Raw genomic sequence first — 12,922 nt, forward strand, 5'->3', positions numbered from 1 at the left:
CGACGGTCGGCAGGCCGCTTGTCCACAGGCCCCGGCGGACTGTCGGTGCCGGACGGTAGCGTCGGATCATGTCGAATCAGGCGGGCGGTCCGAAGCAGGCGCAGGGGGAACGGCAACTGGCCGTCCTCGAAGGCGTCCTGGAGCGGATCACGTACGCCAACGAGGACAACGGCTACACGGTCGCCAGGGTCGACACCGGCCGTGGCGCCGGCGACCTCCTCACCGTCGTGGGCGCGCTGCTCGGCGCCCAGGTCGGCGAGTCGCTGCGCATGGAGGGCCGTTGGGGCTCCCACCAGCAGTACGGCAAGCAGTTCACGGTTGAGAACTACACGACTCTCCTGCCCGCCACCGTCCAGGGCATCCGCCGCTATCTCGGCTCCGGCCTGGTCAAGGGCATCGGCCCGATCTTCGCCGACCGGATCACCCAGCACTTCGGCCTGGACACCCTCCGGATCATCGAGGAGGAGCCCAAGCGGCTCATCGAGGTGCCGGGCCTCGGCCCCAAGCGCACCAGGAAGATCGCCGACGCCTGGGAGGAACAGAAGGCGATCAAGGAGGTCATGCTCTTCCTCCAGACCGTCGAGGTCTCCACGTCCATCGCCGTGCGCATCTACAAGAAGTACGGCGACGCCTCGATCTCGGTCGTCAAGAACCAGCCCTACCGCCTCGCGTCCGACGTCTGGGGCATCGGCTTCCTCACCGCCGACAAGATCGCCCAGTCCGTCGGCATTCCGCACGACAGCCCCGAGCGCGTCAAGGCGGGCCTGCAGTACGCCCTTTCGCAGGCCACCGACCAGGGCAACTGCTATCTCCCCGAGGAACGGCTGATCGCGGACGCCGTAAAACTCCTCCAGGTCGACACGGGCCTCGTCATCGAGTGCCTCGCCGAACTCGCGGCGCCCCCGGAGGAGGGCGAGGACCCCGGCGTCGTACGGGAGAAGGTCCCAGGCCCCGACGGCGACTCGGAGCCTGTGACGGCGGTCTATCTGGTCCCCTTCCACCGCGCCGAACTCTCCCTCTCCGCCCAGCTGTTGCGCCTCCTGCGCACCGGCGAGGACCGGATGCCCGCTTTCCACGACGTGGCCTGGGACAAGGCGCTGACCTGGCTCCAGGGGCGTACCGGGGCCGATCTCGCCCCCGAGCAGGAGGCGGCTGTCCGGCTGGCGCTGACGCAGAAGGTCGCCGTCCTCACCGGCGGACCGGGCTGCGGCAAGTCCTTCACGGTCCGCTCGATCGTGGAGCTGGCGCGCGCCAAGAAGGCCAAGGTCGTCCTCGCCGCCCCGACCGGCCGCGCCGCCAAGCGCCTCGCCGAACTCACCGGCGCCGAGGCCTCCACCGTCCACCGCCTCCTGGAACTGAAGCCCGGCGGCGACGCGGCCTACGACAGGGACCGCCCCCTCGACGCCGACCTGGTGGTCGTGGACGAGGCGTCGATGCTGGACCTGCTGCTGGCCAACAAGCTGGCGAAGGCGGTCGCGCCGGGAGCGCACCTGTTGTTCGTCGGGGACGTGGACCAGCTCCCCAGCGTCGGCGCGGGCGAAGTCCTGCGGGACCTGCTGGCCGACGGCAGTCCGGTCCCCGCCGTCCGGCTCACCAAGGTCTTCCGGCAGGCCCAGCAGTCGGGCGTGGTGACGAACGCGCACCGCATCAACTCCGGGCAGCATCCGGTCACCGACGGCATGAAGGACTTCTTCCTCTTCGTCGAGGACGACACGGAGGAGGCCGGCCGGCTCACCGTCGATGTGGCTGCACGACGAATTCCGGCCAAGTTCGGCCTCGATCCCCGGCGGGATGTCCAGGTGCTCGCGCCGATGCACCGGGGCCCAGCAGGCGCCGGCAACCTCAACGGGCTGCTCCAGCAGGCGATCACGCCGGGGCGCCCCGACCTCCCCGAGAAGCGGTTCGGCGGCCGGGTCTTCCGGATCGGCGACAAGGTCACGCAGATCCGCAACAACTACGACAAGGGCGAGAACGGCGTCTTCAACGGCACCGTCGGCGTCGTCACCTCCCTCGACGAGGTCGAACAGCGCCTGACCGTACTGACCGACGAGGACGAGGAAGTGCCGTACGACTTCGATGAGCTGGACGAACTCGCCCACGCGTACGCCGTGACCATCCACCGCTCCCAGGGCAGCGAGTACCCGGCGGTGGTCATCCCGGTCACCACGGGCGCGTGGATGATGCTCCAGCGCAACCTGTTGTATACGGCCGTCACCCGGGCGAAGAAGCTGGTCGTCCTGGTCGGTTCACGCAAGGCGATAGGTCAGGCGGTGCGCACGGTGTCGGCTGGACGGCGCTGCACGGCACTGGACTTCAGACTGAAGTCGTAGGCGTCGTAGCCCGCCGTGGCCATCGCAGTGATCGCCAAAAATGATCGATCAAATGAGTCACAAAGGTCACACAGCACTTCCGGAACCAGGGCGAAGGGGGGCAGGATGAGTTAGTTGGCGGCACTGAGTGCCGCCAATAGGCCCAATGGTCGACCCCGAGTGCACTCTCCTGCGCCAAATGGGGGATGGTAGAGACAGTCAGGGCACCTCGAAGAAGAGGCACAACGTCGGTGAGGGATGACGTGAGCGAGCACACCAACAACGCTGTAGTACTGCGGTTCGGCGACGGCGAGTACACCTACCCGGTGATCGACGCCACCGTCGGCGACAAGGGCTTCGACATCGGGAAGCTCCGCGCTCAGACCGGTCTGGTGACGCTGGACAGCGGCTACGGCAACACCGCCGCCTATAAATCCGCGATCACCTACCTCGACGGCGAGGAGGGCATCCTCCGGTACCGCGGGTACCCGATCGAGCAGCTCGCCGAGCGGTCCACCTTCCTCGAGGTGGCGTTCCTGCTGATCAACGGTGAGCTTCCGACCGTGGACGAGCTCTCCGTGTTCAAGAACGAGATCACGCAGCACACCCTGCTGCACGAGGACGTCAAGAACTTCTACCGCGGCTTCCCGCGCGACGCGCACCCGATGGCGATGCTGTCGTCGGTCGTCTCGGCGCTGTCGACCTTCTACCAGGACAGCCACAACCCGTTCGACGAGAAGCAGCGCAACCTCTCGACGATCCGGCTGCTCGCCAAGCTTCCGACGATCGCCGCGTACGCGTACAAGAAGTCGATCGGTCACCCCTTCGTCTACCCGCGCAACGACCTCGGTTACGTCGAGAACTTCCTCCGTATGACGTTCTCGGTGCCGGCGCAGGAGTACGACCTCGACCCGGTCGTCGTCTCCGCCCTCGACAAGCTGCTGATCCTGCACGCCGACCACGAGCAGAACTGTTCGACGTCGACGGTCCGTCTGGTCGGCTCCTCGCAGGCCAACATGTTCGCGTCGATCTCGGCCGGCATCTCCGCGCTCTGGGGCCCGCTGCACGGTGGCGCCAACCAGTCCGTGCTGGAGATGCTGGAGGGCATCAAGGCGAACGGCGGCGATGTCGACTCCTTCATCCGCAAGGTGAAGAACAAGGAGGACGGCGTCCGCCTGATGGGCTTCGGCCACCGGGTGTACAAGTCCTTCGACCCGCGCGCGAAGATCATCAAGGCTGCCGCGCACGATGTCCTCTCGGCGCTCGGCAAGTCCGACGAGCTGCTGGACATCGCGCTGAAGCTGGAGGAGCACGCGCTCTCCGACGACTACTTCGTCTCGCGCAACCTCTACCCGAACGTCGACTTCTACACGGGCCTCATCTACCGCGCGATGGGCTTCCCGACCGAGATGTTCACGGTTCTGTTCGCCCTCGGCCGCCTCCCGGGCTGGATCGCCCAGTGGCACGAGATGATCAAGGAGCCGGGATCGCGCATCGGCCGCCCGCGCCAGATCTACACGGGCGTGGTGGAGCGCGACTTCGTGCCGGTCGAACAGCGCTGAACTCGCACTCGCCGGGTGGGCTTGCGCGCTCACGCCAGTTCACCCGGCGAGTGAGACACGGCAACAAAAAGCGGAAGGCGCCCTGCCGACGGTCCCCCCACGGGCCGGCGTACAGGGCGCCTTCCCATGTCCCGGTGCGGATTCCCCCCACGGGATCCGGCCGGGCGTTTCGGAGGACAGCGCCTGAATTCGCTATCACTGGTGTGCAGGCTGCCGAGGCAACCGTTGTTGTGCACCGTCGGGGCGGCTGTTGAGCAAAACGAGCAAAACTCGCCGTACTCCTGCTGTGCGGTCTGCCGGGACGCGCACTCTGGGGTGGGCCGCTCAAGCTTCCCGGCGTACGTGTCCCGGCAACGCATTTCCGAGGACGTCCCCCAAGACATCCTCAGACGTCAGCAAGCGCCCCCCAAGACGCTGTCTGACATCGCCAACTTAGACCTTCGAAGCCCTTCGATGGTTACGTTCACAGCACTGTGATCTGCGTCTCCCGCATATGTCCGTTAGGTACGCAGGATCCCGGTTGTCGCGACCGGGGCCAAGCGTAAGGATGATGCGGGAGCCTTGTGAAGAGCTTATGTGAGGCTCGCGTTGGACTCCATAGGGACTATGTCACCTACTTGTGCTTACTGCCGGTAACTTCGGCAGGTCCGCGGTCGATCTCAGCGGAACGTGCGCAGTCGGAGGCTGTTCGTCACCACGAACACCGAGGAGAAGGCCATCGCCGCCCCCGCGATCATCGGATTCAGCAGTCCGGCGGCGGCCAGCGGCAGCGCGGCCACGTTGTAGCCGAACGCCCACACCAGGTTGCCCTTGATGGTCGCGAGCGTCTTCCGCGACAGCCGGATGGCGTCGGCGGCCACCCGCAGATCCCCGCGCACCAGCGTCAGATCGCTCGCCTCGATCGCCGCGTCGGTGCCCGTACCCATCGCCAGGCCCAGATCGGCGGTGGCCAGCGCCGCCGCGTCGTTCACCCCGTCGCCGACCATCGCCACGATCCGCCCCTCGCCCTGGAGCCGTCGTACGGCGTCGACCTTCTCCTCAGGCAGCACCTCCGCGACGACATCCTCGGCGTCGATCCCGACGGCCTTGGCCACCGCCAGCGCCACCGCCCGGTTGTCCCCGGTCAGCAGCACCGGCGTGAGCCCCAGCGCGCGCAGCTCGCGCACGGCCTCGGCGCTGGTCTCCCTGACCGCGTCGGCGACGGTGAGGACACCGCGTGCCACCCCGTCCCAGGCGACCACCACGGCCGTACGTCCGCCGCTCTCGGCCTCCGCCTTCGCGTGGGCCAACTCCCGCGGCAGCGGCTCGGACAGCCCGTCCACGAGCCGCCCCACGGCCACCTCATGACCATCCACCCGTCCGCGTACGCCCCGCCCGGGCACGTTCTCGAAGGACTCGGCCTCCGGCAGCGCCCCGACGCGCTCCTCCGCCCCCGCGGCCACCGCCCGCGCGACCGGGTGCTCGGAGGCGTGTTCGAGGGCGCCCGCGAGCCGCAGCACCTGCTTCTCGTCGGTGCCCTCGGCGACGTACACCTCCTGGAGGGTCATGCGGCCCGTGGTCACCGTGCCCGTCTTGTCCAGGACGATCGTGTCGACGCGGCGCGTGGACTCCAGGACCTCGGGGCCCTTGATGAGGATGCCGAGCTGCGCCCCGCGCCCGGTGCCCACCATCAGCGCGGTCGGGGTGGCCAGGCCCAGCGCACACGGGCAGGCGATGATCAGGACGGCGACCGCGGCGGTGAAGGCGGCGACCGTGTCACCCGTGACGCCGAGCCAGGCGCCGAACGTACCGAGCGCGATCAGCAGCACCACCGGCACGAAGATCCCGGAGATCCGGTCGGCGAGCCGCTGCACCTCGGCCTTGCCGTTCTGCGCGTCCTCCACCAGCCGGGCCATCCGCGCGAGCTGGGTGTCCGCGCCGACCCGGGTGGCCTCGACGACCAGCCGGCCCTCGGCGTTCACGGTCGCACCCGTGACGGTGTCCCCGGCGCCCACGTCGACCGGCACGGACTCGCCGGTCAGCATCGACGCGTCGACCGCCGAGACACCCTCGACGACCGTACCGTCGGTGGCGATCTTCTCCCCGGGCCGTACGACGAACCGGTCGCCGATCGCCAACTCGCCCACGGGGACGCGCACTTCACGCCCACCGCGCAGTACTGAGACGTCCTTGGCGCCCAGTTCCATGAGCGCCCGCAGCGCCGCGCCCGAGCGCCGCTTGGCGCGGGCCTCCAGATAGCGCCCGAGCAGGATGAACGCGACGACCCCGGCGGCGACTTCGAGGTAGATCTCCGACGTGCCGCCCGTACGGGAGGCGGTGAACGAGAAGCTTTCCCGCACCCCCATCCCGTCGTCCATCCCGGGCATCGCAGGTTTGCCCGCGTCGCCCCAGAACAGTGCCCACAGGGACCAGCCGTACGCGGCGAGCGTGCCGACCGACACCAGGGTGTCCATGGTGGCCGCACCGTGCCGCGCGTTGGTGAACGCGGCCCGGTGGAACGGCAGTCCGCCCCAGACGACGACCGGCGAGGCCAGCGTCAGCGCGAGCCACCGCCAGTTGTCGAACTGGAGCGCGGGAACCATGGACATCAGGACGACGGGCACGGCGAGCAGCACGGAGACGACGAGCCGCTCCCGCAGACCGGCCGGCTCGGGGTCCGCGTCCCGCTCGGCGGCCGTCGTCTCGTCGACGACAGCGGGCGGGGGCGGCTCCTCGGCGGTGTACCCCGTCTTCACGACGGTGGCGATCAGATCGTCGACCCCGACTCCGTCGGCGTACGAGACCTTGGCCTTCTCGGTCGCGTAGTTGACCGTGGCGAAGACGCCGTCCATGCGGTTGAGCTTCTTCTCGACGCGGGCCGCGCAGCTGGCACACGTCATCCCGCCGATGGTCAGCTCGACCTCGTGGGGCGTGGCTATCGGGGTCTTCTCGGTACTGGTACCGGTGCTGGTCATGGTCGCCGCGTCCCCGCGGTCAGGCGTGGTCGGCGAGCTCGAAGCCCGCCTCGTCCACCGCGGCGCGGACGGCGGCCTCGTCGAGCGGGGCCTCGGACACCACGGTGACCTCGCCGGTGGCGGCCATGGCCTTCACCGAGGTGACACCGGCGAGCTCGGAGATCTCGGCCGAGACCGAGCCCTCGCAGTGCCCGCAGCTCATGCCGGTCACCTGGTAGACGGCGGTGACGGAACCGGGGGTGTCGGTCTGGGCGGTCATGTCGTTGCTCCTCTTCGAGGCGTCATCGAGGGCGTCACGTGGCGTACGAGCCCTGTGAGTCTCACACTACTATACCCCTGGGGGGTACTTCGCTCGTGACAGTGGCAAGATCTCCGGTGCGAGAGACGGCGACGGTGAGAGTGAGGGCGTATGCGGGCAGTGGTGTTCGAGCGGTACGGGGAGCCGGCCGAGGTACAGGAGGTGCCGGAGCCGGTGCTCGCGCCCCACGGGGTCGTGGTGCGCGTCGAGGCCACCGGGCTGTGCCGGAGCGACTGGCACGGCTGGATGGGCCACGACCCCGACATCGCGCTGCCGCACGTGCCCGGCCATGAACTCGCCGGTGTCGTCGAGGCGGTCGGCGCCCGGGTGAGCGGCTGGCGGGCCGGGGACCGGGTCACGGTGCCCTTCGTCTGCGCCTGCGGGAGCTGCCCGTCCTGTGCGGCCGGGGACCAGCAGGTGTGCGAGCGGCAGACCCAGCCGGGGTTCACGCACTGGGGTTCGTTCGCGGAGTTCGTCGCGCTGGACCACGCCGACGTGAACCTCGTCGCCATGCCGGAGGGAATGTCCTTCGGGACGGCGGCCTCGCTGGGCTGCCGGTTCGCGACGGCGTACCGGGCGGTGGTCCAGCAGGGCCGGGTGGCGGCGGGGGAGTGGGTCGCCGTGCACGGGTGCGGCGGTGTGGGCCTCTCCGCCGTGATGATCGCGGCGGCCTCCGGCGCCCGGGTCGTCGCGGTCGACGTGTCCCCCGGAGCGCTGGAACTGGCGCGCAAGTTCGGCGCGGCGGAGTGCGTGAACGCGGCCACGACCGACGACACGGCAGCAGCCGTACGTGAACTGACGGGCGGCGGCGCCCAGTTGTCGCTGGACGCGCTCGGCTCACCGGTCACCTGCGCGGCCTCGGTGAACGGCCTGCGCCGCCGCGGCCGTCACGTCCAGGTCGGCCTGCTCCCGTCGGACACCGGCACAACGCCCGTCCCGATGGCCCGCGTTGTCGCCCTGGAACTCGAACTCCTCGGCAGCCACGGCATGGCCGCCCACACCTACCCGCCGATGCTGGAGCTGGTGCGCGCCGGTGTACTGCGGCCGGACCTGCTGGTGACGTCCACCATCCCGCTGACGGAGTCCCCGGCCGCGCTGGCGGAGATGGGGACGGCGTCGGGCGCCGGGGTGACGGTCATCGAGCCGTGGCGCTGACCTCGTCGAGGTCCGGGTACCCGTGGTGAGCGGCCCATTCGTGGGCGAGGACGGACATGCGTACGGCGTCGATCCACTCGCCGTCGTGCCACAGGGTCTGGCGCTCGACGCCCTCGGCCACGAAACCGGCCTTCTCGTAGGCGCGGCGCGCCCGGGGGTTGAAGGCGAAGACGTGCAACGACACGCGGTGCAGGCCCAGTTGTTCGAAGGCGTGCCCGACGATGAGGCGGACGGCCTCGGTGCCGAGACCGCGGTCACGGCCGCCCGGGCCGATCAGGATGCGGAAGCTGCAATTGCGGTTGGGCTCGTCCCAGTCGTTCAGGACCACCTCGCCGACGAGTTCCCCGCTCGCCCGGTCCACGATGCCCAGGTCGAGCCGGTCGGCCTGGGCGTTCCGGGTCGTGTACCAGGAGCGCAGCCGGTCCGGGTCGAACTCCTCGACAGGGCTGCCGGTGAGCCTGAGCACCTCGGGATCGTGCAGGATCCCGGCCATGACGGGGACGTCGTCCTCGGTGAACGGCCGCAGTACAGCCCTCTCGCCGGTGAGAACGGGTTTGACGGAGAAGTTCATCTCCGGATCTTCGGCGGCCCCCGCACACACCGGCAAACCAATAAAGGCCGCGCCCCGCTCACGACGGGCGGGGCGCGGCCGGGGTCCGGGGCGGCTCAGTCGTCTCTTCGGCCCCGGTTGCCCGGCCGGGACGCGACCCACGCCCGTACCGTGTCGGCGTACCAGTAGGGCTTGCCGCTCTCCACGTGGTCGGGCGTGGGCAACAGGCCGTGCTTGCGGTACGAGCGCACGGTGTCCGGCTGGACGCGGATGTGTGCGGCGATCTCTTTGTACGACCAGAGCCGTCGGTCGGTCATCGGTGCACCTCCCTGCGCGCATGTCACGGGGTCGGCCAGGGTCGGCCGTCGGGGGAGCCGGACGCTGCGCTTGGCGATCACAAAGCCATTGCCCGTTAAACGATCTCGGTGACCTTGGGTCAGTATTCGTTGACACCATGTGACGCAGAACTCGCGTACATGTGACATGCGTGACGCCAGGGGAGTTTTTGTGACACAAGTGACACAAGGGCGCCCACCCGCAGACCGGAGTGGCACGTTGACGGGCGGGGCGCACGCCATAGGCGTGGTGGCGGGCCCTGAGGGGGCCGGTGAATTCCGGCGCAGTGCAGCGCCCCGCAAGGGGCGCGGGGAACTGCGCGACAAGCCCCCACCGGCCCGCAGGCAAATGAACCGCCCAACCCGCGGAGCGCTACGCTCCGCAGGACCGGAGGAACGCCCGCGTCCGCTGCGCGATCGGCAGCGGCTTGTCCGGCTCGCACGGGTACATGTCCTGCTCGACGATCGCGAACAGGTCCACGTCCAGCTTCTGTGCAGCGGCCAGCACGGGCCCCAACTCCGGTACGCCGGCCGGGGGTTCGCACATGACACCGCGGGCGACCGCCGGGCCGAACGGAACCTCGTTCGCCCGCACGTCCGCGAGGATCTCCGGGTCGACCTGCTTGAGGTGCAGGTAGCCGATCCGCTCGCCGTAGGTCTCGATCAGCTTGACGCTGTCGCCGCCGCAGTAGGCGTAGTGGCCCGTGTCGAGGCACAGCGAGACGAGCGACGAGTCCGTGCCGTCGAGGAAGCGTGTGACGTTCGCCTCGCTGTCGATGTGTGTGTCGGCGTGCGGGTGGACGACGATCTGCAGGCCGTACCGCTCCCGCACCTCGTGCCCGAGACGCTCGGTCAGCGTGGTCAGGTTGCGCCACTGCTCGGGCGTCAGGGTGTCCGACTCCAGCACCTCACCGGTCTTGTCGTCCCGCCAGAAGGACGGGATGACCACCAGGTGGGACGCGCCCATCGCCTGGGCGAGCACCGCGTTGTCCGCGACGTGCGCCCAGGTCTTCTCCCAGACGGACTCGCCGTGGTGCAGCCCGGTGAAGACCGTGCCGGCGGACACCTTCAGCCCGCGCCTGGCCGTCTCCTCGGTGAGGACGGCGGGGTCGGTCGGCAGGTACCCGTAAGGGCCCAGCTCGATCCACTCGTACCCGGACTGCGAGACCTCGTCGAGGAAGCGCTGCCAGGGAACCTGCTGGGGGTCGTCCGGGAACCACACGCCCCAGGAGTCGGGCGCTGAGCCGATCCGGATGCGCGACAACGGGGAACCCGACGGGGAGGAGGAGGGAGAAGGGGACAACGTAGTCATGGGCGTCAGCTTCAGCCGACGCCAGGGCGCGTGTCAAGGTCTAGTCCGAATGTCCGGACAAAGTATTGACAGGGCTCAGTGAGGCGGGCTAGACCTGAGGGCGAGCCGCTGTGCGAGTTGTCGTGCGAGCCGCGTGAGCCGAAGAAAAGCGAAGGGAACTCGATGGCGTACGACCTGATCACCATGGGGCGGATCGGAGTGGACCTGTATCCACTGCAGACCGGTGTGCCGCTCGCCCAGGTGACGTCCTTCGGAAAGTTCCTCGGCGGTTCGGCGACGAATGTCGCGGTCGCCGCGTCCCGCCTCGGGCGGAGCACCGCGGTGATCACGCGGACCGGTGACGACGCCTTCGGGCGCTATCTGCACGACGCCCTGCGCGACTTCGGTGTCGACGACCGCTGGGTCACGTCGGTACCCGGCCTCAACACCCCCGTCACGTTCTGTGAGGTGTTCCCGCCGGACGACTTCCCGCTGTACTTCTACCGGCAGCCCAAGGCGCCGGATCTTGAGATCGATGCCCACGAGCTGGACCTGGACGCGGTCCGCGAGGCGAGCATCTTCTGGGTCACGGGCACCGGCCTGAGCGAGGAGCCCAGCCGCACGGCGACCCTGGCCGCCCTCGCCCACCGGGCTAAGTCCGCTGCGACGGTCTTCGACCTCGACTGGCGCCCCATGTTCTGGGCAGACCCCGAGTCGGCGCGCCCCTTCTACACCGAGGCCCTGCGCCACACCACCGTCGCCGTCGGCAACCTGGACGAGGTGGAGGTGGCGACCGGCGTACGCGAGCCGCACGCCGCCGCCCGCGCCCTCCTCGACGCCGGAGTCGAACTGGCGGTCGTCAAGCAGGGCCCGAAGGGTGTCCTCGCCGTCAACAGCAAGGGCGAGACGGCCGAGGTGCCCCCGCTCCCGGTGAACGTCCTCAACGGCCTCGGCGCCGGAGACGCCTTCGGCGGCTCCCTCTGCCACGGCCTCCTCGAAGGCTGGGACCTGGAGCGCATCATGCGGTACGCCAACGCGGCCGGCGCGATCGTCGCCTCCCGCCTGGAGTGCTCCTCGGCGATGCCCACCCCGACCGAGGTCGAGGCGGCACTCGCGGCGGGAGCGGTTCTGTGAGCGCCGGTGCGCAGGGCGGGAGTGGTTCGGTGACTGAGGAGCCTGTGACCGGCGGAGTGGCTGGGCCACTGAGTGGTTCGGTGGCTGAGCCGGCGACTGGCCGAGTGGCTGAGCCGGCGACTGGCCGAGTGGCTGAGCCACTGACCGGCCGAGTGGCCGAGCCAGTGACCGCCCCGGCCAGTAATCCACTGACCCCCGTCGACATCTCCGCCCTCGCCACAACCCGCGCCCGTCACCCCGAAGCGATAGCCGAAGCCGCCGCCCGCCGCACCCGGCGGCCCCTCCTCGGGGACTCCGGCCGGCTGATGATCGTCGCCGCCGACCACCCGGCCCGCGGCGCCCTCGGGGTCGGCAACCGCAAGCTCGCCATGGCCAACCGCGCCGACCTGCTCGAACGGCTGTGCCTCGCGCTGTCCCGCCCCGGTGTCGACGGTGTGCTCGCGACCGCCGACATCCTGGACGACCTCCTCCTCCTCGGCGCCCTCGACGGCAAGGTCGTCATGGGGTCGATGAACCGCGGCGGCCTCTCCGGCGCCACCTTCGAACTCGACGACCGCTTCACCGGCCACCGCCCCGAGGACATGGCACGCCTCGGCTTCGACGCCGGCAAGCTGCTCGTGCGCATCGACTACGACGACCCGGGCTCCCTCACCACCCTGGAGTCCACGGCCCACGCGATCGACGCGATGGCGGAGCGTCGACTCCCGCTCTTCGTCGAGCCGTTCATCAGCAAGCGCGGCCCCGACGGCAAGCTCCGCAACGACCTCTCCGCCGAGGCCGTCACCAAGTCGATCGCCATCGCCTCGGGCCTGGGCGGCAGTTCGGCGTACACCTGGCTGAAGGTGCCCGTCACCGAGAACCCGGACGACATGGCCGAGGTCATGCAGACCTCCACCCTGCCGGCCGTGCTGCTCGGCGGCGAGGTCGGGGACGACCAGGAGGGCGCGTACGAGAAGTGGCGCGGCGCGCTCCAACTCCCCACCGTCCAGGGCCTGGTGGTCGGCCGCTCGCTGCTGTACCCGGCGGACGGCGATGTGTCCGCAGCCGTGGACACCGCCGTCGGACTGTTGTGAGGCGCGCGATGACTGACGGGTACGACGGCTGTACCGTGCGAGCGGAGAACGGCACGGTGCACGAAGATTTCCAACTCCTGGGCGGAGAAAGGGCGTTCGCGTCGGTCACCGACCTCGCGCACGCCCCACTCCGAGGCGCCCGGGCACTGATCGCCTCCGGCGCGGGACGCCGCTTCGCCCTGGCAGGAGCGAAGTGCGGGCGACGACTCCCCGCTCGCTTCGGCCCCGCGCCGGAGGTTCACTCGGCCCACGTACACAGCA

General features: G+C 69.7%; 10 protein-coding genes and 1 pseudogene. 6 read left to right on the plus strand and 5 right to left on the minus strand.

Going from position 1 to position 12,922, the window contains the following annotated elements; all coding sequences use genetic code 11:
• Positions 1-68: 68 nt before the first annotated feature.
• Entirely contained in the window at positions 69-2,330 is a 2,262-nt protein-coding gene (gene recD2, locus OG734_RS31670) for an SF1B family DNA helicase RecD2 (RefSeq protein WP_330290856.1), read from the plus strand.
• 242 nt (positions 2,331-2,572) lie between these two features.
• Entirely contained in the window at positions 2,573-3,871 is a 1,299-nt protein-coding gene (locus tag OG734_RS31675) for a citrate synthase (protein WP_307624856.1), read from the plus strand.
• A gap of 659 nt (positions 3,872-4,530) precedes the next feature.
• Here the strand turns inward: OG734_RS31675 and OG734_RS31680 are convergent.
• Together OG734_RS31680 and OG734_RS31685 are read right to left on the minus strand one after the other, a co-directional pair.
• Positions 4,531-6,825, minus strand: coding sequence for a heavy metal translocating P-type ATPase (locus OG734_RS31680; RefSeq protein WP_330290857.1), 2,295 nt, complete (start codon positions 6,823-6,825; stop codon positions 4,531-4,533).
• Between the two features lie 19 nt (positions 6,826-6,844).
• A complete protein-coding gene (locus tag OG734_RS31685; protein WP_330290858.1) occupies positions 6,845-7,084 on the minus strand; it encodes a heavy-metal-associated domain-containing protein in 240 nt (79 codons plus the stop codon).
• Between the two features lie 150 nt (positions 7,085-7,234).
• Here OG734_RS31685 and OG734_RS31690 point away from each other — a divergent pair, with 150 nt between their 5' ends.
• Positions 7,235-8,278: a zinc-dependent alcohol dehydrogenase family protein gene (locus OG734_RS31690; RefSeq protein ID WP_330290859.1), complete on the plus strand. Its 1,044-nt coding sequence runs from the start codon at positions 7,235-7,237 to the stop codon at positions 8,276-8,278.
• On the opposite strand, the gene OG734_RS31695 is transcribed toward OG734_RS31690, so the two are convergent.
• The 3 genes from OG734_RS31695 to OG734_RS31705 form a co-directional block, all read right to left on the minus strand.
• Positions 8,259-8,849: a GNAT family N-acetyltransferase gene (locus OG734_RS31695; RefSeq protein ID WP_330290860.1), complete on the minus strand. Its 591-nt coding sequence runs from the start codon at positions 8,847-8,849 to the stop codon at positions 8,259-8,261. The genes OG734_RS31690 and OG734_RS31695 overlap by 20 nt on opposite strands.
• Positions 8,850-8,944: 95 nt before the next feature.
• Entirely contained in the window at positions 8,945-9,145 is a 201-nt protein-coding gene (locus tag OG734_RS31700) for a helix-turn-helix transcriptional regulator (protein ID WP_318324143.1), read from the minus strand.
• Positions 9,146-9,536: 391 nt separating this feature from the next.
• Positions 9,537-10,475 carry a sugar phosphate isomerase/epimerase family protein gene (locus OG734_RS31705; RefSeq protein ID WP_330290861.1) on the minus strand — a complete coding sequence of 313 codons (939 nt, stop codon included), beginning with the start codon at positions 10,473-10,475 and terminating at the stop codon, positions 9,537-9,539.
• Between the two features lie 162 nt (positions 10,476-10,637).
• On the opposite strand from OG734_RS31705, the gene iolC reads away from it, so the two are divergent.
• From iolC to OG734_RS31720, 3 genes and pseudogenes are all read left to right on the plus strand, one after another.
• On the plus strand, positions 10,638-11,588 hold the full coding sequence (gene iolC / locus OG734_RS31710; protein ID WP_330290862.1) for a 5-dehydro-2-deoxygluconokinase: 951 nt from the start codon (positions 10,638-10,640) through the stop codon (positions 11,586-11,588).
• Between the two features lie 188 nt (positions 11,589-11,776).
• The gene (locus tag OG734_RS31715) at positions 11,777-12,661 is read left to right on the plus strand and encodes a Cgl0159 family (beta/alpha)8-fold protein (RefSeq protein ID WP_330293858.1); all 885 of its coding nucleotides are present in this window, start codon (positions 11,777-11,779) and stop codon (positions 12,659-12,661) included.
• 26 nt (positions 12,662-12,687) lie between these two features.
• Positions 12,688-12,900 (plus strand): annotated as a pseudogene (locus tag OG734_RS31720) (5-deoxy-glucuronate isomerase); the annotation flags it as partial.
• Positions 12,901-12,922 lie beyond the last annotated feature (22 nt).

Origin of the sequence: Streptomyces sp. NBC_00576 (genome assembly GCF_036345175.1) — a bacterium.
Taxonomy (GTDB): Bacteria; Actinomycetota; Actinomycetes; order Streptomycetales; family Streptomycetaceae; genus Streptomyces.